A 24433-nucleotide genomic window follows, 5' to 3' on the forward strand; every position below is an offset into this window, starting at 1 on the left:
GGAGCCTAGTTAGCAAACCCCTGTGACAAAGAAAAAGGGCGGCCCGCGAACGGACCGCCCTTCTTCTAGGTGACCTGAGGTCGGCTTAGAAGCCGGCGCGCAGGGTGAGCATGAACGTGCGCGGCGCGCCGACGCTGGCGAACGGACGGCTGTAGCCCGGGAGACCCGGCGTCGCCGTCGTCTGAGTGCCGAGGTTGCCGTAGTAGCGCTTGTCGAACAGGTTGGTGACGTTGCCCTGGATGCTGATGTTCTCGTAGCCCATCGAGGCCAGCGAGTAACGCAGGTCCAGGTCGGTGACGACATAGCCGCCGACCTTGAGGTCGTTGACGTCGGTCACCCAACGCGAGCTGGTGTACTTGGTTTGAACGCCGAACTTCAGGTTGGCGATCGGCTCCCACTCCAGACGGTTCGAGAACGTCCAGTGCGGGGTCTCGACCAGTTCCTTGCCCTTGGTCCGGGCCGAAGTCGTCGGGCTGAGCGAGATGTCGTCCTGCACTTCGCTGTCGTTGTACGAAACCGAGAAGTAGGCCGCCAGGTAGTCGGTCGGGTTGAAGCCGGCCGAGGCGTCGACGCCCCACTGCTTCACTTCACCGACGTTGCGGTCGACGTTCAGGTCCAGTTCCGGATCGTAAGACTGAACGATGCGGTTCTGGAACTTGGTGTTCCAGGCGCTGAGCGAAATCAGCCACTGGCTCGACTGGTAACGATAGCCGAAGTCGAATGTGTCGGAGGTTTCCGGTTGGACGCTCGGATTGCCGATCGAACCGTCGGTCAAACGACGCACGGCGTACAGGCTGTCCGTACGGGGCAGCGAGGTCGACTGGGCGAAGCTACCGTAGACCTGGCTGTTGTCGCCGATGCGGTACATGGCGCCGACGTTGGGCAGTACGTCGTCGAACTTCAAGGTCTTGGCGTACGGAGCGATGTACTGCGTTGAGCCAGTCGCCGCGAAGGTCACATTGCCGTTCGCCAGGGTGGCGTTCGGGGTTTCGGTCGTGCAGCGCACCGAGCTTGAGCCGTTCTGCGAGTAGCAGAATTGGTTCAGCTCGCGCTTGAAGAAGGGCGCGCGGACACCGATGCTGACGTTCAGCTTGTCTTCCATGAACTGGCCGCGATACTCGGCGCTGATCTGGTTCAAGATGGCGACCGAATAACGGTCTCGAGCGCGCATGAAGCTCTTGCCATCGACCGTCGTGATCTTCGTCCCGTGGCCGTCCTTGCCGCCGAACCATGAGGTGTAGCGCGGGCCGTCCGAACCACTGAAGTCGATGGTGCTGTACTCACCCGTCTGACGGTGACGGCCGCGGTCCAGCGAGTAGCCGACGCGCAGGGCATGGTCGTCGTTCATCTTCCAGATCAGCGACGACAGCACGCCGTAACGGCGGGTGTTCGTGTTGCTCGGGCTCATGACCCGCACGGTGTCGTTCAGGTCGCCGTCCTTGTTAAGGTCGACGCCACCGGTGGTGACCGAGCCACGCAGCTGCGGGCTCGTTTCCGACAGCAGCGTGTTCTGCGAACCGCCGTTGGCCAGGGTATACTGGAAGAAGGGGTCGGCGGTCAGGGTGAAGCCGTGGCCCAGCGTGAAGCGCGACTGGCCGCGCAGGTTGCCGGTGTTCGACGGGTTGATGCGGATGCCGTAGTAGTTCGAGTTGGCCGCCGGATCGGTGTCCACGTCACCCGTCGCGCCCACGCCGGTCGCCGGGACCGAAGTGATGGGCTGGTAGGTGTCGTTGAAGTCGACTTTCCAACCCAACTCGGCCACTTGGTTCGGCAGGCTGCTGGTGGCGGTGCGCAGGTTCGGGCCCTGGTAGGCGTTGTTGCGGTTGACGTTGTAGTGAGCGGCGAGGCTCAGGAAGTCGCCGTTGTCGCCCAGGGGTTGATAGATCTTAGCGTTGATCTGACGCTTGTAGATCTCGCCTTGGCCCTTCCATTTGTCATACTTCTGATACGAGCCTTCGACCCACATGCGGGTGCCCCACGGGCCGATTTCGCCGCTCTCGGCGAAGGCCACGAAGCGTTTGTAGTTGAAGGTCCCGATGCTGGCCTGGGCCCAGGCGCTGGCTTCCTTCGACGGCGTGATGGTGGCCAGGCCGATGGTGCCGCCGCTGCTGGCCGCGGTCGGGCTGTCGACGTCGGTCGCGCCGGTGTTGACCGTGGCGCTGGCGATGATCTCCGAGTCGGGCAGCTGGTTGGTATAGGTCGCGTAGTTGCCAGTGTCGTTCAGCGGCATGCCGTCGAACGTGAGGGCGACGCGGTTGCCGTCGAAGCCGTGCAGACGAATGTTGCCGCCGCTCGAACCGTAGGGGTCGTTGTTCGTGAAGTTCAGACCCGGGACCAACACGCTCAGCGACTGGATAACGGTCTGACCGGGCACCTGGCTGTCCAGGTACTCCTTCGAAACGGTCGCGCGGCTCTTGGCCACGGTTTCGGCGTTCAGCATGCCGCCGACGGTCTTCGGACCGGTCGCCGCGGTGATGACGACGCTATCGAGTTCGGTCGATGCCGTGGACTGAGCAAGAGCGCTCGTGGCGATCAGGCTGCCGACCAGGGCCGTGGTGGCCAGGGCGAAGTTTTTCATTTTCATACGGAAGATCCCCTCGTTGTTCGCCACGCCGCCCTTGAAGGAGCACGGTCTCGCGTCGTTTCCGGCCGTTTACAGAAAGTTTTCGAAGGTTTGGTGACGGAAAGGCCACGCCCGCCCACAAACTGTCACAAACCCCCGGAAACGCGGAACAATTGGTCAGTTCTTTTTTACTTGTTTAATCAGGGGTCATGACACTTCAGCCCGACTCAGCCCCAAAAATCGCCGAAATCCGCGCCTGGCGGCTGACCCTGCTGATGGTGGCGGGGCTGACCGCCCTGCGTCTGGCCGCGCTGTTCGCGACCCCGCTGGAGCTCTATCCGGACGAAGCCCAATACTGGCTGTGGTCGCGCGAGCTGGCGTTCGGATACTTTTCCAAACCGCCGATGATCGCCTGGCTGATCTGGCTGACCACGACGATCGGCGGCGACTCCGAGGCCTGGGTGCGCCTTTCGGCGCCGCTGCTGCACGGCGCGACCGCCCTCGTCGTTCACCGGATCGCCCGCCGCCTCCACGGCGGATGGGCTGGCCTCGCGGCGGCGGCGATCTACAGCCTGATGCCCGGCGTCGTGCTGTCGTCCGGGCTAGTGGCCACCGACGCCCCCCTGCTGTTCTTCCTGTCCCTGACAATCTGGGCCTATGTCGATCTCGCCGACGCCTACGCGCCGCGCCGGTACTTCGTCGCCGCCGGAATGGGCGTCGCTTTGGGTCTGGCCTTCCTCTCGAAATACGCCGCCATCTACGCGCTCGGCAGCATCGTGCTTCACGCCCTGATCTCGCGGGAGGCGCGCCATCGATGGTGCCCAGCGGCGATCGTGCTGTTCGCCTTCGCGTTCGTGCTGACCCTGGCGCCGAACTTCGCCTGGAACGCCAGCCATCACTTCTCGACGGTGAAGCACACCGCCTCGAACGCCAACTGGGGCGCTCAGCTTTTCAATGTCCGTGAGCTGAGCGAGTTCGTGCTCTCGCAGTTCGCCGTCTTCGGTCCGGTCCCGTTCGGCGTGCTTCTGGGTGGCGCGATATGGCTTGGGGTGAAGCGCAGGATTCAGTCGCCGGACCTACTGCTGCTGTGCTTCAGCGCGCCGCCGCTGATCATCGTCGCGGGCGAGGCCTTCGTGTCGCGGGCCAACGCCAACTGGGCCGGCGCGGCCTTCGTCGCCGGATCGGTGCTCGCCGCCGGCTGGCTGCTGCGCTGGAACGCGCGTCGCTGGCTGATCGGCGGGCTGACGTTGCAGGCGCTGTTCGCCGCCTTCTTCGTCATCTGCATGGTCAATCCGCGCGCGGCCGACGCCGTCGGCCTCTCGAACGGCTTCAAGCGCGTGCGCGGCTGGGACCAGACCGTCCAGGCGATCATCGAGCGGACGCGTGAGGAGCAGGCCCTTCGCGGCGGGGTCAGCGCGGTGGCGATGGACGACCGCTTCCTCTACAACGCCGCCGCGTATTACGGTCGCGACTATTTCGGCCAACCCGGCGCGCCGCCGCTGCGCATGTGGGTGCACGAGGCCTCGCCCCAGAACCAAGCCGAAACCGAAGCGCCGCTGAACGCCGCCTATGGCCGCCGCGCCCTGATCGTCAGCCTGGAGGGCGGCTATCGTCCCGAGATCGAGCAGGACTTCAAGGCGACGTCGGGCTTGCAGATCTCGCGCGTGCGCCTCGACAAGAAGCGTGCGCGCCGGATCGACCTGTTCATCGCCGAAGGCTTCGCGCCCCTGCCCCGCGACCCCGTCACCGGCCTGCCGCCGAAGCCGAAACGCCAATAGCCCTCGGCGGGAGCGGGACTAGACCGCCGCCTGGAAAGCGGCTTCCGTCTTGGCCTTCACCTCATCGACCGTCACGCCAGGGGCCAGCTCGATCAGGCGGACGGGCGTCTTGCCGCGATTGATCTCGAAGACGCCAAGCTCGGTGATCAGCAGGTCCACGACGCCGGCGCCGGTCAGCGGCAGGGTGCAAGCCTTCAGGAACTTGGGCGCGCCGGACTTCTCGCAGTGGTCCATGACCACCACCACGCGTTTGACGCCGGCGACCAAGTCCATGGCGCCCCCCATGCCCTTGACCATCTTGCCCGGCACCATCCAGTTGGCGAGGTCGCCGTTCTGCGCCACCTGCATCCCGCCCAGGATCGACAAGGCGATGTGGCCGCCGCGGATCATGGCGAAGCTGTCGGCCGAACTGAAATACGAGCTGCTGTCGAGCTCGGTGATCGTCTGCTTGCCGGCGTTGATCAGGTCGGCGTCCTCTTCGCCCTCATAGGGGAAGGGACCCATGCCCAACATGCCGTTCTCGCTCTGCAGCGTCACGTGCATGCCCTCGGGAATGTAGTTGGCCACCAGGGTGGGGATGCCGATACCGAGGTTCACGTAGAAGCCGTCCCGCAGCTCCTTGGCGGCGCGGGCCGCCATCTCGTCGCGCGTCCAAGCCATTACGCGGTCTCCTTCTGGCGGGTGGTGACCCGTTCGATGCGCTTTTCGAACTTCGCGCCCTTGATGATGCGGTCGACATAGATGCCGGGGGTGTGGATCGCGTCCTTGTCCAGGGCGCCGATCTCGACCAGCTCCTCGACCTCGACGACGGTCGCGCGGCCGGCGGTGGCCATCATCGGATTGAAGTTCCGCGCGGTCTTCCGGTAGATCAGATTGCCTTCGGCGTCGCCCTTCCAGGCCTTGACGATCGAGAGGTCGGCGGTCAGGCCGCGCTCCATCACGTACATCTCGCCGTCGAACTCGCGAACCTCCTTGCCCTCGGCCACCAGGGTGCCGTAGCCGGTGCGCGTGAAGAAGGCGGGGATGCCCGCCCCGCCCGCACGGATGCGTTCAGCCAGCGTGCCCTGCGGATTGAATTCCAGCTCCAGCTCACCGCTGAGGTAGAGCTGTTCGAACAGCTTGTTCTCACCCACATAGGACGAGACCATCTTCTTGATCTGGCGATTTTCCAGCAGGATGCCCAGGCCAAAGCCGTCGACGCCGCAATTGTTGGAGACGACCGTGAGGTCCTTCACCCCCGCCTCGCGGATGGCCGCGATCAGGTTTTCCGGGATGCCGCAGAGGCCAAAGCCCCCGGCCATGATGGTCATGCCGTCCTTGAGCAGCCCGGCCAGGGCCTCGACGGCGTCTTTCTTCACCTTGTCGACCATGGTGTCTCCCTTGTCCCGACCTGCTAGTCGGGTGTTGGGCGAACCGTGTCGCCCGAGCCACGAAGAAATTCAACCCTTGATGAATTGTTTTTCCGGAAGGGCCGCCTGATGTCCGACGCTAACACCGGCTCGGTGACACCCGCCACCTCCGGCGTGCTCCTGGTGCTGGCGCACCCGGCGCTTGAACGCTCGCGCGCCAATCGCGCCCTGGCCAAGGCGGCCAAAAGCCTTTCCGGCGTCACTTTCAAGGACCTTTACGAGGCCTATCCGGACTACGTGGTCGATATCGAGACCGAGCAGGCCGCCCTGGTGGCGCACGACGTCGTCGCCCTGCAGTTTCCGCTATTCTGGTACTCGACGCCTTCCCTTCTGAAGGAGTGGCTGGACATCGTCTGGCTGCACGGCTTCGCCTATGGCGAGGGCGGCGAGGCGCTGAAGGGCAAGAAGCTGTTCGTGGCCTGCACCACCGGCGGATCGGCCAAGGCCTATCACGCCCACGGCTACAACCGTTTCAGCATGGACGAGTTCCTGCGCCCGCTGGAGCAGACCGCTCACCTGTGCGGCATGGAGTGGGAGACCCCGTTCGTGGTGCACGGCGCGTCCGTGAAAGACGACGCGGCCTTGAAGGCCGAAGCCGAGCGCTACAAGGCTCGGGTGGCCTCGCTGCTGCCAGCCCGCGCGGAGGCCTAGGGACAGAATGGAAAACTTCCTCACCCAGACCCTGGTCTATCTGGGCGCGTCCGTCGTCTCGGTGCCGATCGCCAAGCGGCTCGGACTCGGTTCGGTGCTCGGTTATTTGATCGCCGGCGTCGTCATCGGCCCCTACGCCCTGTCGCTGGTCGGGGCCCAGGCCGACGTCATGAAGTTCGCCGAGTTCGGCGTCGTGATCCTGCTGTTCCTGATCGGCCTCGAGGTGCGCCCCTCGATGCTGTGGGACATGCGCAAGGCCATCTTCGGCTTTGGCGGGACCCAGGTCGTCTGCACTTCCCTGGCGATCGCCGGCGCCTCCATGGTGCTGGGTCTGCCTTGGCAGACGGCGCTGGCCGTCGGCATGGTGCTGGCGATGTCCTCGACGGCCATCGTGCTGCAGACCCTGGACGAGAAGGGCCTCAGACAGGGCCCCGTCGGCCGCGCGGCCTTTGGGATCCTGCTGCTTCAGGACCTGGCGGTCATTCCGATGTTCGCCTTGCTTCCACTGCTGGCCACCGTCGCGCCGCAGACGCATGGCGACGCGGGCGGGCACGGCGCCAGCCTGATCGCCCACCTGCCCGCCTGGGCCCAGGGCTTGTCGGTGTTCGCCGCCGTCGCGGCCGTCGTCGGGGGAGGTCGCTATCTGGTGCGGCCGGTATTCCGGTTTATCGCCAAGGCCCGTCTGCGCGAAATCTTCACCGCCTCGGCCCTGCTGATCGTCGTGGCCGTGGCCAGCCTGATGCAGATCGTGGGCCTCTCGCCCGCGCTGGGCGCCTTCCTGGCGGGCGTGGTGCTGGCCGAAAGCGAGTTCCGGCGCGAGCTGGAGACGGACATCGAGCCGTTCCGAGGCCTGCTACTGGGCCTGTTCTTCATCACGGTGGGCGCCGGCGTGGACCTGCCGCTGGTCGCGCGCCAGCCTCTGCTGCTGAGTGGCCTGGTCCTCGGGCTGATGGCGCTGAAATTCCTGGTCATGTACGGCCTGGCCATGATGTTCGGCGCGCCGAAGCGAGGCGCTCTGGCGGTCGCGACCGCCCTCGCCCAAGGGGGGGAATTCGCCTTCGTCCTGCTCAGCTTCACGGTCGGCGCGGGGGTGATCAGCGCGCCTCTGGCGGCGTTGTTGACCGCGGCTGTCGCCGTTTCGATGGCGCTGACCCCGGTGGCGATGATCCTCTACGAGCGCGTGGCGGCCCTGATGGACGCCGCCATCCCCGACGTCGTTCCAGACACCGGCGATTTCGACGAGGGCGAGCCGGACATCATCATCGCCGGCTTCGGCCGCTTCGGACAGATCACCGGTCGACTGCTGTCGTCGAACGGCTTCAAGTCGACGGTTCTCGACAGCGACATCCAGCAGATTGAACTGCTGCGGCGGTTCGGCCGCCGGGTGCACTACGGCGACGCCACGCGCCTGGATTTGTTACGGCAGGCTGGCGCGGACCGCGCGCGCATGCTGATCGTCGCCCTGGATGACCGGGAGAAGACCGTCGAACTGGTCGAGACGGCGCGCAAGGCCTTCCCCAACCTGATCATCCTGGCGCGAGCCTGGGATCGCCGCCACGCCTACGACCTGCTGGCGAACGGCGCGGACGCGGTCGAGCGCGAGACGTTCGAGTCGGCCCTCGCCCTTGGCGCGACGGCGTTGCAGAAGCTGGGCTTCCGCGCCCACCGCGCCCACCGCGCCGCCGCCTTCTTCCGTCGCCACGATCGCCGGGTGTTCGAGGAACTGCGCCCCATGTGGGGCCAGGAGGAGGCCTATATCCTGGCCTCGCGCGACGCGGCCCAAACCATGGATCGCCTGCTGAACGCCGACCTCCACCGCATGCGCCCCGGCGACGCCGGGGGCGCGTGGGACACGGCGAGCCTGGACGAGGAGCTGCGGGAGCGGGCCCAGCAAGAAGGCGCGGAGTGACGGCTTGAGGTCAGGCGCCGTCCAGGGCCCTTAGCCAATCGGGCAGGCCCTGGCCGCGGGCCTCGGCCGCGCCCATCCGCGGGGCCCCCGCCGCGCCGATCTCCCGCGCCTCGCCTGGCGTGAGGCCGAATCTGGTCTTGAACGCCCGCGCGAAGCTGGACCAGGCCGAGAACCCATGGCCTTCGACGACCTGGCTCAGCGACAGATGGCTCAAGGCCGGGTCGGTCAGCGCATCGAAAGCCCGACGCAGACGACGACTTTGGATATGCTCGCGCACCCCGCCGAGCGGCGCGAAAAGCCGATAGAGCGAAGCCCGAGAAAGACCGAATTGTCGGCACAACACCTCGGCGCTCAGATAGGGATCGTCGAGGTTCGCGTCGATGAAACGTCGGATACGACCAATCCGCGACTCCGCGACCGCCGCCCGCGCGGCCGGGTCACCGGACGCCGGCATGGCCAGCCCCGCCAGCAGATCGATGGTGGTTCGCCCCACCACCGGCGCATCGACGACGGAAAGCTCGCCCGCCACGTTCCAGAGCGCCTCGATGTGGCTCTTGAACAGGCGCGCCGCGGCGGTTTCGCGCCGTAGGACTTGACCGTGTAGGCCATCGAGGTCCCGATCGCGCGCCGCCAAGGCCTCGCGCGGGATGGCCAGGCTGAAGTTGCCGCAAGTCCGCGCTTCGGACTGGAAAGGCCGCGTGAGATCCAGCAAGCAGACATCGCCAACCGACGTCTCCACTTCCCCGCGATAGGCCTCGCGGCGGTCGCCACCTTCGGTGATGATCTGCACCAGGATCAGGTCAAGGCCCGTGGCCGCCACCTTCCGGTGGTCTCGACCGTAGCTGTAGGTCCCGCCGCTCATGTGGGCGTGGCCAAGCAGCATGGGCCCGACGTTTATGCTGCTGATCCAAAGATCGGGGCCCGCGTCGTCCACATCTCGCAGACGGGTGTCGAAAACCGGAGCGATCGCTTCGGCATAGTCGGCGACGCCGCGCCGGCCAGGCGAAACACGCGTGCCGGCGTGGTGCCGGGGAAGCGACAAGGAAAGCGACATAGGACGCTCGAACCGGTGCGGCGGCGGACACATCGCCGCGTCGCCTCACGGTCCTCATGCCGCCAGAGCTTGGCCTTGTCGAGAGCCCGCGACTATTCGGCGGCGCGCGGCGCTTCCGGAGCCAGCGCCGGCTTTTGCCCGACACGCCGGAACAGCGACGTCAAAGCTTCGAACAAACCCTTCTGGGACGCGCGATGATAAAGCGAGTCCGGGGCGAGCGCTTGGGCCAGCCGCGCATGGGCCTTGCCGAGATTGTGGTAGGGCAGCTTGGGCAGCAGGTGGTGCAGGGCGTGATAGCGCAGGCCCACCGGCGCCCAGAGCTCGGACGCGAGATTGGGCGGCGGCACGTTGACCGAGTCCAGGAACTGCTCATCCAGGCTCATCTTGCCGCCGTCATTGTCCCAGTGGTGCGCGACCAGGGTGCGGGCCTGGTTGACGAAGGTGGCGACCGAGAAGATCGCCAGCCCCGTCAGGACGAAGCGCACGGGCAGCCAGCCGGCGACGGTGGCCGCGATGAGCGCCCAGGACCACAGCCAGCAAGCGATGTCCTGCGCCAACCACGCGGGCCTCATCTTGGCCATGTCCTCGCGCACGAAGTCGGGATTGATGATCAGCGCGGACATCCGCTGCTTGAGAACGCGGCGCAGCGGCGGAACCAGGAACGACAAAGGCGTCAGGATCGCCGAACGGATCAGCACGCCAATCGGAGCCAGTAGGGCGACGAACAGGAAACCCGCCAGCGACACCGGCGTATAACGCGACAGCGGTAGGTATTCCGGATCCAGCGCGGTGCCGAAACGGTCCTTCACGTGATGGACGTTATGGACGCCCTCGTACATCAGCGAGGGCGTCATCAGAGGCACGCCGACCAGCGCGTTCCAGCCCACGCGGAAACCTGGCGCCTCGTCGTCGCGGATATGCGTCAGCTCGTGGATGAAGCTCAGCGCGCGATACAGCGCCAAGACACTGATCAGGCCAGAGGCCAGGCCCAGCGCGAGGCTCGACGTCGTCGCCGCCACCAGAAACCCGCCCCACATCAACGCGGCCGAGGCCAGCAGGTCGGTCCAGTAGACGGCCGCGTTCGGCTTCATCAGGTCATCGGTCAGGGCGTACGCCTGCCGCGTCAGGCTGACGCCATCGCTCGCTGTCTTCGCCACGTCGCCCTCGCATTGCTCGAAGGTGACGACTTGGCGACGACGGCGGCGAAAAGCAACCGCTTCGTGCCCGTAAGGGGCCAGAGGCGGCCAGGACCTAGCGCGTCAGGGGGCGAAGAACGATCTCGACGCGGCGGTTCTCGGCGCGGCCGGCGGCCGTCGCGTTGTCGGCGATCGGCTGGCGCTCGCCCATGCCGGCGACGAAGACACGATCGGGCAGGACCCGGCCTTGGTTGGTCAGATAGCCGGCGACGGCGCTGGCGCGACGCTCCGACAGGACCTGGTTGTAATCATCCGGCCCACTGGAGTCGGCGTGGCCGACCACATCGATCGTCGTCTGCGAATAGGCGTTCAAGGTGCGCGCCACGTCGTCCAGCACCCGTGTGAACCGAGGCTGCACGTCCGAACTGTCGACGCCGAAGGTCACATCGCTGGGCATGATCAGGACGATCTGGTCGCCGTTGCGGCGGATCATCACGCCCGAGCCCTCGAGGCCGCGGCGGAAGTCGGCCTGCTGGCGATCCATATAGTTGCCGACCGCGCCGCCAGCCAAGGCGCCGATGCCCGCGCCGATCAGCGCGTTCTTGCGCCCCTGTTCGCCCTTGTTGGTGTTGGTGAGGTAGCCCAGCAAGGCGCCGCCGGCCGCGCCCGCGAGAGCGCCCGTGCCGGTGTTGTTGCGAACCGGCATGCCGGTATAGGGATCGGTGGTCGTGCAGGCGGTCAGGGCGGCGGCGCCGACCAGAACGGCGGCCAAAGCAAACTTGCGCGTCATCGCAACCCTCGTTGGTTTGTTGTAGATCAAGGTCCGACGGGCAAACGCCCGACTTATGGTCAAGTTCCCTTCACAAGCCGTCGATGAGACGAACGCCCTTCGCGTCGCTCGCCGCGCGGTGTAGTAAGAAGGGACTTACTCATTCAGAAGCTTGCAGATCCAAGGCTCGTCGACGTGTCCAACTCCGCCATCGCTCCGGTTTCCTTCTCGCTGTACGCGAAGGACTTCACGCGCTTCTCCCAGGAGCTGGGCGCGTCTTTCGAACGCTACGGCTTCGCGGTCCTGTCGGACTATGACCTGGATCAAGCGCGCATCGACGCCGCCGTCGACGCCGCCAAGGCGTTCTTCGCCCTGCCCGTGGAGACCAAGAAGCAGTACGCGGGCGTGAAGGGCGGCGCGCGCGGCTACATCCCGTTCGGCGTCGAGACGGCCAAGGGCGCCGACCACTACGACCTGAAGGAATTCTGGCATATGGGCCGCGAACTGCCGCCCGGCCACCGCTTCCGCGCTCACATGGCCGACAATGTCTGGCCGGCCGAAATCCCCGCGTTCAAGCATGATGTCAGCTGGCTGTACAACGCGCTGGACGGGATGGGCGGCAAGGTCCTGGAGGCCGTCGCCACCTACCTCAAGCTGGAGCGCGATTTCTTCTACCCGACCATTCAGGACGGCAACAGCGTGCTGCGCCTTCTGCACTATCCGCCGATCCCGATGGACGCGACCGGCGTGCGCGCCGGCGCCCATGGCGACATCAACACCATCACCCTGCTGCTCGGCGCCGAGGAGGGCGGCCTGGAAGTGCTGGACCGCGACGGCCAGTGGCTGCCGATCAATCCGCCGCCTGGCTGCCTGGTGATCAATATCGGCGACATGCTGGAACGCCTGACCAATCACGTCCTGCCCTCGACCGTGCACCGGGTGGTCAACCCGCCGCCCGAGCGTCGCGGCTTCGCGCGCTATTCGACGCCGTTCTTCCTGCACTTCGCGTCGGACTACGAGATCAAGACCTTGCCCAACTGCGTCACGGCGCAGAACCCGGACCGCTATCCGGAGTCGATCACCGCCGACGAATTCCTCCAGCAGCGTCTGCGCGAGATCAAGCTGGCCTAGGGCCCGCCTGAAGCGAGATTCTTAAAGGGGCGGCGGCCACACGGTCGCCGCCCCTTTCTATTTCGCGATCCGCAGCGCCGAGATTTCCTGGGCGATGGACTTGAAGGCGGTCTTCAGTTCGGAGCCCGTCGCCGGGAAGTAGACGTGCTGAGCGTCCGAGGCGCAGTACTTCAGCATGTTCACGGCGTTGGCGTCCCCACCAACGTCGAACCCCACCGTGAAGATGGTCAGCTTCAGTGTCGGATCCTTCATCGCGTCGCACAGCTTGCGCGTTTGGGTGAAGGCGTCGCCATTGGTGGCCGTGCAATTGATGTGATCGTTGACGGCGCCGCTGCCCGAGCCCGCGTCCTTGGCGATCACGCCCTTGCAGTAGGGCGTGTTGAAGGCCCCGTCGGTCATCAGAACCACAACCTTCACCAGATCCTTGCTGTTATAGGGCGCGGGACGCTGGGTGGCGCTGGGCCAGAGGTAGCCGAAGTTCGGCGAGACCATGTACCAGCCCCAAGCGAAACCAACCTGACCGGCCGTGGAGCCGCCGATCGAAAGCGCGTTGATCTGGCCCTTCAGCGTGACGCGGTCGCTGGAAAGCGGCGTGATGCTGGCGCTCGGACACGGATTGGGCTGGGAGACGTTTTCGGCCTTCGTCGTCGGATAGTTCCGCCCCATGAGCGCGATGCTCGGCGCGGCGTCGGTATAGGCGTAGGTTCCAGTCCGCTCGGTCACGCAGGTGCTGAGCGCGCGAGTCTGGCTCGTATTGCTCGCGCTGGTGAAGGTGAACTTCTGGCACCCTGGATTGGTGCTGGTGTCACAGGTCGCCACGCCCCCGGAGACGTACTTGGGAGCGCTGGAGGTGTTGGCGTTGATCGTGAAGCTGTTCGCGGACACGGCGGTGACGCCGTAGGTGTTTCCATTCAGCATGGTCGGGCCGGACACGCCCGAGATCGTCACCTTGTCCCCGACGATGAAGCCGTGAGAGGCCGAGGTCACGACCGTGCTGTTGGCCTTGCTGACGCCGCTGATCGCCCGCGCGGGGATCGCGCCACGCACCGCGTCGGCGTAGCCCCCCACGTTCACCCCGACCGAATAGGGCACGATGGCGACCTTGGAATAGAATGGCGCCTGGTCGTCCTTGACCACGATGTCCACCAGGTCCGAGGCGCCGGTCTTCAGGTCGGTGATGCGGGTCCCGCTCATCGAGCCGGTGATGTCCAGAACCACCGCCACCTCGAGGTTCCTCGACGACCGCACCACGTCGGAGGCGGCCGTCACGGTGAAGTCCGCCTTGGTCCAGAGGTTGGCGATGATCGGCTTCACCGTCGCGGTGGCGGTTCCCAGGATGTGATTGCCCGCCCCCGCCTTGAAGCTGGCGTTCGACGCCGTGAGGTTAAGGTTCAGGCCCGCGATCTCGGCCAAAAACGCCGGGTCGCCGACCGCCTCCAGCTCGCTGTCCGTCACCGCCGTCGACCGCGCCGCGATCAGCGTGGCGGCGTCCAGGGCGTCCTGCATCTGATGGCGCTGCAGGCTGATGCGGCCAAGATCGATCAGAGCGAAGACCAGGATCGCCAGGGGAATGGCCAGCAGGGCGAACTGAATGGCGATCGCGCCCCGGTCATCACGCCCGAGACGGCGGAAAAGGCGGGTGAGGCGCGACATCGAGCAATCCAACCAGTGTATCGCGACCTTGACGGCCCCTGGTGAACAAGCCGGTAACCCCTTGGGTAAATAACCGGCCCTTCGACTCTCGCGTCCGCTGCGGCTAAACAGCGCCCATGCCGTTCACCGCCACCGTCCTGACCATGTTCCCCGAGGCCTTTCCCGGCCCGCTCGGCGTCTCGATGATCGGGACCGCCTGGAAGGAGCAGGACCTCTGGCGTCTGGAAACGCTGGACATTCGGGCCTTTTCCAAGGATAAGCGCGGCTTCCTCGACGACACCCCCGCGGGTGGCGGCGCGGGAGCCGTGCTCAAGGCGGACGTCATCGCCTCCGCGCTCGATAGCGTGGAGCTCGATGGGCGGCCGCTTTTGTACATGAGCGCCCGGGGCAGGCCCCTGACCCAGGCGCGCGTTCGGGAGTGGTCCAAGGCGCCGGGTATCGTGGTGCTGTGCGGCCGCTTCGAGGGGGTGGACCAGCGGGTGCTTGACGCCCGAGGGTTCGAGGAGGTCTCGGTCGGAGACGCCGTGCTCGCCGGTGGCGAAGCGGCGGCGATGGTCGTGATCGAAGCGTGCGTTCGACTTGCCCCGGGGGTTCTGGGGAACATCGAGAGCACGCTGGAAGAAAGCTTCGAGGACGGTCTCCTCGAGCATCCGCAGTACACGCGACCGCGGACGTTCGAAGGGCTCGACATTCCCGAGGTGCTGCTGTCGGGCGATCACAAGCGGATCGACCAATGGCGCAAGAGTATGCGTGAAGAGACGACCCGCGAGCGGCGCCCGGATCTCTGGGAAGCCCACCTCGCCAATCAACAGGCAAAAGGCGTCCCGAAAACGGGAAAGCCCAAAGGAGACTAGACCATGGCTGCGAATATCATCGCTCAGCTCGAGCAAGAAGAATCGGCCCGTCTGCTGGCCGCTCGCGCGATCCCGGACTTCCGTCCCGGCGACACCCTGCGCGTCAACGTGAAGATCAAGGAAGGCGAGCGCGAACGCGTTCAGGCCTACGAAGGCGTCTGCATCGCTCGCGCGGGCACGGGCGTCCACGAGAGCTTCACGGTCCGTAAGATCTCGTTCGGCGAAGGCGTGGAGCGTCTGTTCCCGCTGCTGTCGCCGAGCATCGAAAGCATCGAAGTCAAGCGTCGCGGCGTCGTCCGTCGCGCCAAACTGTACTACCTGCGCGACCGTCGCGGTAAGTCGGCCCGTATCGCCGAACGCGCCGGTGGCAACACCAAGGCCGCGGCGGCGACCGAAGAGTAATCTTCGTCGATATCGCGAAAGATCGAGGCCCCGGCGGATCCGCCGGGGCCTTTTTCTTTGGGCGGTGTGTCGGCGTTATCGGGGCGCGATCAGACGCGGATATCGACGGGGCGGGCTAGGCGCTCGCAGGACGCGCCAGAACGCCTGAAGCGCCGAGAGCCAGCCGAAAGAGCCTTCCTTATGGGTCTGAAGGGCGGTGTCCATCATCGCCGTCTTCCTTTGCTTGAAACGCAATGGAAATTCATCGTTCGGCGAACGAATGACAAACGCGGGCTCCTTGGCTATACATAGGCTGCCCTTATGTCAGACATCCTCGCCCGCCTGCCGCTCAGCGCGATCCGCGTGTTCGAGGCGGCCGCTCGCCTGAAGAGCTTCACCCGCGCCGCGAGCGAGCTGGGCATGAGCCAGGCCGCCGTCAGCTGGCAGGTGAAGGCGCTGGAGCAACGGCTGGACCAGCCCCTTTTCAACCGGCTGCCCCGCGAGGTCGCCCTGACGCCCGCCGGCGAGCGGCTCTCCCGCGCGGCGACCGAGGCCCTCTCCCTGCTGCGCTCGACCATTTCGGACCTGGTCGAGACCGAGGAGGGCGTGCTGTCCATCACGACCGTCCAGAGCCTCGGCGGACAATGGCTGGCGCCGCGTCTAGGCGCGTTCCAGATCGCCCATCCCCGCATCGCCGTAAGGCTCGAAGCCTCGAGCCGAGTGGCGGATTTGGCGCGGGAGGGCCTCGACATCGCCATGCGCGGCGGTCAGGGACGGTGGCCGGGCATGACGGCGCATTTCCTCATCCCCGCCGTGCAGACGCCGCTGGTCTCGCCCCGGTTCTTGGAACGCATCGGCGGCCTGACCCGTCCGGAGGACCTGCTGGACGCGCCGCGCGTTGGCGTGGCGCGGGAATGGGAGGAATGGTTCCACGCGGCCGGCGTCACGGGGGTCTCGGACCAGTTGGCGCCGCGCCTGACCTCGGACGCCCAGACCCTCGAGGTCGCCAGCGCCTTGGCGGATCAGGGCGCGGCCCTGGGCTCTCCGATATTCTTCGCGCGCGAGCTAGCGGAGGGGCGCCTGGTGATGCCCTTCGACGTGGTCGCCCGCTACAGCGGCGGATATTGGCTAGCCTATCCCAGCGAACGGGCGCGGGTCCGCAAGATCGCCGCCTTCCGAGATTGGATCCTGGCTCAAGCGGCGGCCGACCCTCTGATCGCGCGCTACGCCGCCATGGCGCCGCTGGACGCGCCGACAAGCTCGCCCTTGGCCCGTACGGGCGAATGAGCGGTCAAGCTTTCGTGCATTCGCACCAAGATTGACAAACCGACGTTCCATGAGATGATCGCTTCACCCCCGGCGCTTGTCGCCCGGGCTTCCAGACCGTCTCCTTTCTAGTGGACGGCCCTCTTCGGGCGGAGCCCATCGGCCCCCGAAGGCTGAAAATGATGCTAGGGCGCGCCAGCAAGTCGAAAGACGGGCGCGCCCTTTGCGTTTCCAGCCGCCCGGCGGCCACATAACGCAAGAATTTGTCGCGCCATCTAGCCCCCACTGGATTTTGGCGCACGATCCGCCCTATATCCCCGCCATGTCCGGCAAAACCCTTTACGACAAGATCTGGGACGCTCACGTCGTCAGCGAAACCGACGGCGAAGCGATCCTCTATATCGACCTGCACCTGATCCATGAGGTGACCACGCCGCAGGCCTTCGCGGGCCTTCGCGCGGCCGGCCGCAAGGTGCGCCGTCCCGACCGCACGCTCGCCGTGGCGGATCACAACATCCCGACCGAGGGCCAGGCGCTCGGCGTGGATGCGGTGAAGGACGAAGAGGCGCGGCTCCAACTCAAGACCCTCGCCCGCAACGTCGCCGACAACGGCATCGAGTTCTTCCCGATGGGGGACATTCGTAACGGCATCGTCCACGTGGTCGGTCCCGAGCAGGGCCGCACCCAGCCGGGCATGACCATCGTCTGCGGCGACAGCCACACCTCGACCCACGGCGCCTTCGGGGCCCTGGCCCACGGCATCGGCACGTCCGAGGTCGAGCACGTCCTGGCGACCCAGACCTTGCGGCAGAAGAAGGCCAAGAACATGCTGGTCCGCGTCGACGGCCAGCTGGCGCCTGGCGTCACCGGCAAGGACGTCGCCCTGGCCGTGATCGGCGAGATCGGCACGGCCGGCGGCACCGGCTATGTCATCGAGTTCGCCGGCGAGGCCGTGCGCGGCCTGTCGATGGAGGGCCGCATGACCCTCTGCAACCTGACCATCGAGGGCGGCGCCAAGGCCGGTCTGGTCGCGCCCGACGAGAAGACGTTCGAATACATCCAGGGCAAGCCGGCGACGCCGAAGGGCGCGGCCTGGGAGATGGCGCTGTCGCACTGGAAGACCTTCTTCACCGACGAGGACGCCGTCTTCGACCGCACCGTCGTGATCGACGGCTCGGCCCTGGTCCCGATGGTCACCTGGGGCACCTCGCCCGAGGACGTCATCCCGGTGACCGGCAAGGTGCCGGATCCGGAGAGCTTCGCGACGCCCGACAAGCGCGCCGCCGCCCACCGCGCCCTAGACTACATGGGTCTGACCGCCGGCCAGCCGATCACCGAGGCCAAGATCGACCGCGTCTTCATCGGCTCGTGCACCAACAGCCGCATCGAGGACATGCGCGCCGCCGCCGCCGTGGTGCAGGAAGCCTTCCTGCACGGCCGTCTGGTCGCGCCGCACGTCACGGCCATGGTCGTCCCGGGCTCTGGCCTGGTGAAGGAACAGGCGGAAGCCGAAGGTCTGGACGCCATCTTCAAGGCCGCCGGCTTCGACTGGCGCGAGCCGGGCTGCTCGATGTGCCTGGCCATGAACCCCGACAAGCTGCAGCCGGGCGAGCGTTGCGCCTCGACCAGCAACCGCAACTTCGAGGGCCGCCAAGGCCGCGCCGGCCGCACGCACCTCGTCTCCCCCGCCATGGCGGCGGCGGCGGCGATCGCCGGCCACCTCGTCGACGTTCGGACCCTGCTCTCGGAGACCGCCCAATGAAGGCCTTTACCCGCCTCGACGGCCGCGCGGCTCCGCTGGAGCTGGCCAATATCGATACCGACCAGATCATCCCCAAGCAGTTCCTCAAGACGGTGGAGCGCGAGGGCCTGGCCAAGGGCCTGTTCTACGACTTCCGTTTCGACGCCGACGGGAACGAGATCGCCGACTTCGTGCTGAACAAGCCCGAGTACAAGGGCGCCAGCGTCCTGATCGCCGGCGACAACTTCGGCTGCGGCAGCTCGCGCGAGCACGCGCCTTGGGCCCTGATGGACTACGGGATCATGTGCGTGATCTCGACCAGCTTCGCCGACATCTTCTTCAACAACTGCTTCAACAACGGCCTTCTGCCAGTGGTCGTGAAGCCGGAGGAGCTGGCGGTCCTGATGGACGAGGCCAAGGGCGGCAACCACATGGTCAGCGTCGACCTCGAGGCCCAGACCGTTGTGTCGCCCTCGGGCAAGACCTTCGCCTTCCAGATCGACCCGGTCCGTAAGGAGAAGATGCTCAAGGGCCTCGACGCGATCGGCGAGACGATGCAGCACGCGACCGACATCGACGTCTTCGAAAACAAGCGCGCCATCAGCCAGCCCTGGCTGGAGGCTTAAGCCTCCTCTCCCCTCCCCTTGATGGGGAGGGGTAGGGGTGGGGTGGCGCGGCGGTTCAACCGCACCAAGCCCCGACAGGCTGTCACCCCATCCCCAGCCCTTCCCATCAAGGGAAGGGGGAGCACGCAGAGATGACCCTGATCCTCGCCGGCACGATCCGCATCGCCCCCGAGCGCCTGGCCAACCTGCGTCCGCACCTCCGGGCTCAGGTCGAGGGCACGCGGGCCGAGCCGGGGTGCCTGGACTACGCCCTGACCGAGGACCCGCTCGACCCGGGCCTGATCCGGGTCTACGAGCACTTCGAGAGCGAGGCGGCCTTGGAATTCCATCGCGCCACCCCGCACATGGCCGCCTGGCGCGCCGCCTGCGCCGAGCTGGGCGTGCACGGCCGCGACCTGCGGTCCTTCGACGTTTCCGCCTACCGCAAGATCTAAGAGAGAAGCTTCATGTCCACCCTGCTGCTCCTGCCTGGCGACGGCATCGGCCCGGAAGTTTGCGCCGAGGTGCGCCGCGTGGCCGCCGCCCTCACCCCGGACCTGAAGGTCGAGGAAGCCCCCTATGGCGGCATGAGCTACGACGCCCATGGCACGCCGCTTCTGGATGAGGTGCGCGACCAAGCCATCGCCAGCGACGCGGTGCTGATGGGCGCGGTCGGCGGTCCGAAATGGGCCGACGCCCCCCGCCATCTGCGCCCCGAGGCGGGACTGCTGAACCTGCGCAAGGCGATGGACGTCTATGCGAACCTGCGCCCGGCCTATTGCTTCGAGGCCCTGGCCAGCGCGTCCAGCCTGAAGCCGGAGCTGGTCTCGGGCCTGGACATCATGTTCGTCCGCGAACTGGTCGGCGGCGTCTATTTCGGCCAACCGCGTGGCATCGAGACCCTGCCGGATGGCCAGAAGAAGGGCTTCGACACCGCCGTCTACACGACCAGCGAGATCGAGCGCGTCGGCCGCGTCGCCTTCGAACTGGCCCGCGGCCGGACCAACAAGGTTCACTCGGCCGAGAAGTCGAACGTCATGGAGTCCGGCCTGCTGTGGAAGCAGGTCATCACCGAGCTGCACGCCCGTGAATATCCCGATGTCCAGCTGGAGCACATCCTGGCCGACAACTGCGCCATGCAGCTGGTCCGTGCTCCCAAGCAGTTCGACGTGATCGTCACCGACAACCTTTTCGGCGACATCCTGTCGGACGCGGCGGCGATGCTGACCGGGTCGCTGGGCATGCTGCCTTCGGCGGCCTTGGGCGCGCCGGGCAAGCCCGGACTCTATGAGCCGATCCACGGCTCGGCGCCGGACATCGCCGGCAAGGGCGTGGCCAATCCGCTGGCGGCGATCCTATCGTTCGAGATGGCGCTGCGCTGGTCGCTCAATCAGGTCGAAGCCGCCGACCGGCTACTGGCCGCGGTCAAGGCCGCGCTGAATGGCGGCGCGCGCACGCGTGATCTCGGTGGAGCGTTGAGCACTGCGGAGATGGGAAGCGTCGTTTTGTCGCACCTTTAGGCGGCCCGCCGCCCCCGGCCGGACTTGAAGATCGCCTAAACCTTAATGGTTGGGCCCTAGACGTTGACGCTATCGCGTTGGCGTGGGGCCCAGTCATGAAATTCCAGAACCTGAAGATATCCGCGAAACTGGCGATCGCATTCAGCACGCTGATCTTGGTCTTCGTGGCCTCCGCCGCCGTTGTCCTGACGAGCCTCAACAAGATCGACGACGCCTCGACCTCAAGTCAGCGCGCGCTCAAGCTCGCCGCGCAGGTCGAGGCGATGGCCACGATGGCCGAAGAGCAGCAGAACGCCCTGCGCGGATACGTTCTCAGCGGCGACGCCGAATTCAAGCAGTCCTATGAAAAGCTGGCGGCGAAGTTCGACGCCTCCCTGGACGCCTTCGAAGCCAAGACCACCCAGGCCCCGCAGAAGAAGCGCGCCCAGGGCATTCGGGCCGCCATGAGCGATTGGCGTCGTGACGTCGCCGCCCCCACGCTCGCCGCCATGAACGATCCGGCCGGCAAGGAGCAGGCGTCCGGAATCATCGGCCAGCACACCCTGACCAAGCTGCGCGCCCTTCAGGAAGACATGCGCTCCGCCGCCGTCGCCCGGGTCGCGGTCCGGACCAAGGAGCAAGCCGACGCCCTGCTGCTGGCCAAGACCTCGATGATCGTCGGCGGCCTGGCCTCGCTGGCCATCGCGAGCCTGATGGGCTGGCTGCTGTCGGCGACCATCGGCTCGCCCGTCAACCTGATCACCACCGTCATGCGTCGCCTCGCCTCGGGCGACAACAGCGTCGAGATTCCGGCCATCGGCCGCAAGGACGAGGTCGGCGAGATGGCCGAAGCCGTCGCTTACTTCAAGGACGCCGCGATCGAGAAGCTTCGCTTGGAATCTGAAGCCGCTGACCAGCGCGCCGAAGCCGAAGCCGAACGCCAGCAGCGCGAGCGCGAGAAGGCCGCGGAGGCCGAGGCCGACGCCTTCGCCATGAACGCCCTGGCCCAGGCCCTGGATCGCCTCGCCTCGGGCGACCTGACCTACCGCATCACCGCCCAACTGGCGCCGAAGACCGAGCGCCTGAAGCGCGACTTCAACGCCGCCGCCGATCGCCTGCGCGACGTGCTGCGCGGCATCAACGGCGCCACGGGTGGCATCCGCTCCGGCTCCGAGGAGATCGCCCAGGCCTCCGACGACCTCTCGCGCCGCACCGAGCAGCAGGCCGCCAGCCTTGAGGAAACCGCCGCCGCCCTCGACGAGATCACCGCCACCGTCCGCAAGACCGCTTCGGGCGCGCTGGAGGTCTCGGGCCTGGTCGCCCAGGCCCGCGCGGGCGCCGAACGTTCGGGCGCGATCGTCGAGCAGGCCGTCTCGGCGATGAGCGAGATCGAGACCTCGTCCAGCCAGGTCAACCAGATCATCAGCGTAATCGACGAAATCGCCTTCCAGACCAACCTGCTGGCGCTAAACGCCGGTGTCGAGGCCGCGCGCGCGGGCGACGCCGGCAAGGGCTTCGCGGTCGTCGCCCAGGAAGTTCGCGCCCTGGCCCAGCGTTCGGCCGAAGCCGCCAAGGAAATCAAGGCTTTGATCTCGACGTCGACCCAGCAGGTCGGCGCCGGTGTCGATCTGGTCGCCCAGACCGGCGAAGCTCTGCGCGCCATCGTCGGCCAGGTCGCCTCGATCGACGCGCTGGTCAAGGAGATCGCCGCCTCGGCTCAGGAACAGTCGACCGGCCTGCACCAAGTCAATGTGGCCGTGAACCAGATGGACCAAGTCGTTCAGCAGAACGCCGCCATGGTCGAGGAGGCCACCGCCGCCACCCACTCGCTGAAGGGCGAGGCCGGCGAACTGGCGGTGCTGGTCAGCCGCTTCCAGGTGGGCGACGCCAATTCGGACGCCGCCACGCGCGCGCGAGCCGCCTGACCGTCTTTCCCTGAACGTCGATAAGGCTTTAGGCTCCTCCCAACGAAAAGAGTTGGGAGGAGCCGATGATCCCGGGCCTTATGCAGACTACGCCGCTTCTGATCAGCGGCGTCCTGACTTACGCCGCCCAGGCCCACGGTTCCCGCGAGATCGTCTCGCGGCTGATCGACGAGCCGCTCTGGCGCTATGACTACGCGGGCCTGGCCCGCCGCGCCGCCCAGGCCGCCCACGCTCTCCACCGTCTCGGCGTCGCGCCTGGCGACCGGGTCACCTCCCTGGCCTGGAACACTCACCGTCACCTCGAGCTGTTCTACGCCGTTCCCGGGGTCGCCGCGGTGCTGCACACAGCCAATCCGCGCCTCTCCGATGAACAGATCGCCTACACCATCGATCACGCCGGCAGCCGCGTTCTGTTCTTCGAGCGCAACTTCCTCCCGCTGGTCGAGCGCATCGCGCCGCGCCTGGCCTCGGTCACGACCTTCGTCATGCTGTCGGACGAGCCGCGAACAGAGCCCGGGACCGTTGGCGCGATCTGCTACGAGACCCTGATCGCCAGCGAGGCGGAGACGATCGACTGGCCATCGTTCGACGAGAACGCCGGCGCCTTCCTCTGCTACACCTCGGGCACCACGGGCGATCCGAAGGGCGTGCTCTACTCGCATCGGGCTGTCGTGCTGCACGCCATGGCCGGCGGCCTGAACAGCGCGTTCGGCTTCACGGCCTTCGACGTGGCCATGCCCTGTTCCAGCCTCTACCACGCCACCGCCTGGGGCGTGCCGTTCAGCGCGCCGATCTGCGGCGCCAAGCTGGTGCTGCCCGCCGACCGGATGGACGGGGCCTCGCTACACCAGCTGATCGAGAGCGAGGGCGTCACCTTCACCGGCGGCGTGCCCACCATCTGGACCATGTACCTGGACTGGCTGGAGAAGAACCACGCCGCGCCGGCCACGCTAAAGCGCGTGGTGATCGGCGGCAGCGCCGTGCCGCGCGCCATGGCCGAGACCTTCAAGCACCGCTACGGCGTTCAGGTGCTGCAGATCTGGGGCATGACCGAGACCTGCCCCATCGGCGTCGTGGCCACGCCAACGCCCGCCCTGGCCGCGCTCGGCGAGGAGGCCATGGACGAGGCCATCTGGACACGGCAGGGCCGGCTGCAGTTCGGCATCGAACTCAAGGTCGAGGCCGAGGACGGATCGGACGCGCCCTGGGATGGTCAGACGTCCGGCGCGCTGAAGGTTCGGGGGCCTTGGGTGGTGAAGCGCTACTTCCGCAAGGATCACGACGCCACCGACGACGATGGCTGGTTCGATACCGGCGACATCGCCACGCTCGACGCCAACGGCTTCATGCGGATCACCGATCGCCAGAAGGACGTGATCAAGTCCGGCGGCGAATGGATCAGCTCGATCGACCTGGAGAACGTCGCGGTCGGCTGCCCCGGCGTGAAGATCGCCGCCGTCGTGGGCGTGCCGCATCCGAAGTGGGAGGAGCGGCCCTTGCTCGTCATCGAGCCCCACGAGGGGGCGGCTGTCACAAAGGCGGCCGTGCTGGCCTATCTGGCGCCCAGGATCGTCAAGTGGTGGACCCCCGACGACGTCGTCTTCTCACCCGTGCCCCTGACCGCGACGGGCAAGATCGACAAGAAGGTGCTGCGCGAAGCCTGGCGCGGCCACCTGGGCGGCGCCTAGTCCACGGTCATCTGGGTCTGGGTGACCACCGCCACGAGCTTCCCGTCCTCGGTCTCGATGCGCGTCACCCAGATGCTGGAGCGCCGACCGATGTGCAGCGGCGTCGCGGCGGCCTTTACCGTCGTTCCGACGACGGCCGACGCGATGAAGTTGGTCTTGCTCTCAAGCGTGGTGGTGCGCTTGCCCTCCGGGGTCGACAGAAAAGCGCCGATGGCGCCCAGCGTGTCGGCCAAGGCCATGGCCGCGCCGCCGTGCAGGATCCCGCCGGCCGTGCAGAGGTCCGGCCGGACGACGAGCCGCCCCTCCACGCGATCCGGGGCGGCATGGACGATCTCCACGCCCATCAAGTCGGCGAAGGGCAGGAGGGCGAGGTCGAAGACGGGCGTGCTCATGACGATATGAGACGCCCGCCCCGGGGCTC

21 protein-coding genes are annotated in these 24433 nt (G+C 66.7%); 13 read left to right on the plus strand and 8 right to left on the minus strand.

Annotated elements, in window-relative coordinates; genetic code table 11:
* Window positions 1-85 precede the first annotated feature (85 nt).
* Window positions 86-2584 carry a TonB-dependent receptor gene (locus J2728_RS05320; RefSeq protein ID WP_309997244.1) on the minus strand — a complete coding sequence of 833 codons (2499 nt, stop codon included), beginning with the start codon at window positions 2582-2584 and terminating at the stop codon, window positions 86-88.
* A gap of 188 nt (window positions 2585-2772) precedes the next feature.
* Here J2728_RS05320 and J2728_RS05325 point away from each other — a divergent pair, with 188 nt between their 5' ends.
* A complete protein-coding gene (locus tag J2728_RS05325; RefSeq protein ID WP_309997246.1) occupies window positions 2773-4341 on the plus strand; it encodes an ArnT family glycosyltransferase in 1569 nt (522 codons plus the stop codon).
* A gap of 18 nt (window positions 4342-4359) precedes the next feature.
* Here J2728_RS05325 and J2728_RS05330 read toward each other — a convergent pair whose 3' ends face one another.
* The gene (locus tag J2728_RS05330; protein ID WP_309997248.1) at window positions 4360-5001 is read right to left on the minus strand and encodes a 3-oxoacid CoA-transferase subunit B; all 642 of its coding nucleotides are present in this window, start codon (window positions 4999-5001) and stop codon (window positions 4360-4362) included.
* Window positions 5001-5711 (minus strand): CoA transferase subunit A, encoded by a 711-nt coding sequence (locus J2728_RS05335; protein WP_309997250.1) that lies wholly within the window; start codon window positions 5709-5711, stop codon window positions 5001-5003. Before J2728_RS05335 ends, J2728_RS05330 begins: the two co-directional genes overlap by 1 nt.
* 108 nt (window positions 5712-5819) lie before the next feature.
* Between J2728_RS05335 and kefF the strand changes: the two genes are divergently transcribed.
* Both kefF and J2728_RS05345 read left to right on the plus strand, forming a co-directional pair.
* Window positions 5820-6401, plus strand: a complete 582-nt coding sequence (kefF, locus tag J2728_RS05340; RefSeq protein WP_309997252.1) for a glutathione-regulated potassium-efflux system oxidoreductase KefF — start codon at window positions 5820-5822, stop codon at window positions 6399-6401.
* Between the two features lie 7 nt (window positions 6402-6408).
* Window positions 6409-8310, plus strand: a complete 1902-nt coding sequence (locus J2728_RS05345) for a monovalent cation:proton antiporter-2 (CPA2) family protein (RefSeq protein WP_309997253.1) — start codon at window positions 6409-6411, stop codon at window positions 8308-8310.
* Window positions 8311-8320: 10 nt separating this feature from the next.
* Here J2728_RS05345 and J2728_RS05350 read toward each other — a convergent pair whose 3' ends face one another.
* The 3 genes from J2728_RS05350 to J2728_RS05360 form a co-directional block, all read right to left on the minus strand.
* Window positions 8321-9364: an AraC family transcriptional regulator gene (locus tag J2728_RS05350; protein ID WP_309997255.1), complete on the minus strand. Its 1044-nt coding sequence runs from the start codon at window positions 9362-9364 to the stop codon at window positions 8321-8323.
* Between the two features lie 92 nt (window positions 9365-9456).
* On the minus strand, window positions 9457-10521 hold the full coding sequence (locus J2728_RS05355) for a fatty acid desaturase family protein (protein WP_309997257.1): 1065 nt from the start codon (window positions 10519-10521) through the stop codon (window positions 9457-9459).
* Window positions 10522-10615: 94 nt separating this feature from the next.
* Complete coding sequence (locus tag J2728_RS05360; protein WP_309997258.1) at window positions 10616-11290, minus strand: YiaD family glycine zipper/OmpA-like lipoprotein; 675 nt, start codon at window positions 11288-11290, stop codon at window positions 10616-10618.
* Window positions 11291-11464: 174 nt separating this feature from the next.
* Here J2728_RS05360 and J2728_RS05365 point away from each other — a divergent pair, with 174 nt between their 5' ends.
* Window positions 11465-12400, plus strand: coding sequence for an isopenicillin N synthase family dioxygenase (locus J2728_RS05365; RefSeq protein WP_309997260.1), 936 nt, complete (start codon window positions 11465-11467; stop codon window positions 12398-12400).
* Between the two features lie 57 nt (window positions 12401-12457).
* Here J2728_RS05365 and J2728_RS05370 read toward each other — a convergent pair whose 3' ends face one another.
* Window positions 12458-14053: a ubiquitin-activating E1 FCCH domain-containing protein gene (locus J2728_RS05370; RefSeq protein WP_309997262.1), complete on the minus strand. Its 1596-nt coding sequence runs from the start codon at window positions 14051-14053 to the stop codon at window positions 12458-12460.
* Between the two features lie 116 nt (window positions 14054-14169).
* On the opposite strand from J2728_RS05370, the gene trmD reads away from it, so the two are divergent.
* From trmD to J2728_RS05415, 9 genes are all read left to right on the plus strand, one after another.
* Window positions 14170-14907, plus strand: coding sequence for a tRNA (guanosine(37)-N1)-methyltransferase TrmD (trmD, locus tag J2728_RS05375; protein WP_309997264.1), 738 nt, complete (start codon window positions 14170-14172; stop codon window positions 14905-14907).
* Between the two features lie 3 nt (window positions 14908-14910).
* Window positions 14911-15309: a 50S ribosomal protein L19 gene (gene rplS, locus J2728_RS05380; RefSeq protein ID WP_309997266.1), complete on the plus strand. Its 399-nt coding sequence runs from the start codon at window positions 14911-14913 to the stop codon at window positions 15307-15309.
* 300 nt (window positions 15310-15609) lie between these two features.
* A complete protein-coding gene (locus J2728_RS05385; RefSeq protein ID WP_309997268.1) occupies window positions 15610-16575 on the plus strand; it encodes a LysR substrate-binding domain-containing protein in 966 nt (321 codons plus the stop codon).
* A gap of 301 nt (window positions 16576-16876) precedes the next feature.
* Window positions 16877-18316 (plus strand): 3-isopropylmalate dehydratase large subunit, encoded by a 1440-nt coding sequence (leuC, locus tag J2728_RS05390; protein ID WP_309997270.1) that lies wholly within the window; start codon window positions 16877-16879, stop codon window positions 18314-18316.
* Window positions 18313-18921, plus strand: a complete 609-nt coding sequence (leuD, locus tag J2728_RS05395; RefSeq protein WP_309997272.1) for a 3-isopropylmalate dehydratase small subunit — start codon at window positions 18313-18315, stop codon at window positions 18919-18921. Before leuC ends, leuD begins: the two co-directional genes overlap by 4 nt.
* 131 nt (window positions 18922-19052) lie before the next feature.
* Window positions 19053-19355, plus strand: a complete 303-nt coding sequence (locus J2728_RS05400; RefSeq protein WP_309997274.1) for a putative quinol monooxygenase — start codon at window positions 19053-19055, stop codon at window positions 19353-19355.
* Between the two features lie 12 nt (window positions 19356-19367).
* Window positions 19368-20420: a 3-isopropylmalate dehydrogenase gene (gene leuB, locus J2728_RS05405; protein WP_309997276.1), complete on the plus strand. Its 1053-nt coding sequence runs from the start codon at window positions 19368-19370 to the stop codon at window positions 20418-20420.
* 95 nt (window positions 20421-20515) lie between these two features.
* Window positions 20516-22324: a methyl-accepting chemotaxis protein gene (locus tag J2728_RS05410; protein WP_309997277.1), complete on the plus strand. Its 1809-nt coding sequence runs from the start codon at window positions 20516-20518 to the stop codon at window positions 22322-22324.
* A 65-nt stretch (window positions 22325-22389) separates the two neighbouring features.
* On the plus strand, window positions 22390-24012 hold the full coding sequence (locus tag J2728_RS05415; RefSeq protein ID WP_309997279.1) for a long-chain fatty acid--CoA ligase: 1623 nt from the start codon (window positions 22390-22392) through the stop codon (window positions 24010-24012).
* Here the strand turns inward: J2728_RS05415 and J2728_RS05420 are convergent.
* Window positions 24009-24404: a PaaI family thioesterase gene (locus J2728_RS05420; RefSeq protein ID WP_309997281.1), complete on the minus strand. Its 396-nt coding sequence runs from the start codon at window positions 24402-24404 to the stop codon at window positions 24009-24011. The genes J2728_RS05415 and J2728_RS05420 overlap by 4 nt on opposite strands.
* Window positions 24405-24433: the final 29 nt, after the last annotated feature.

Source organism: Caulobacter segnis (genome assembly GCF_031454995.1).
GTDB lineage: Bacteria > Pseudomonadota > Alphaproteobacteria > Caulobacterales > Caulobacteraceae > Caulobacter > Caulobacter segnis_E.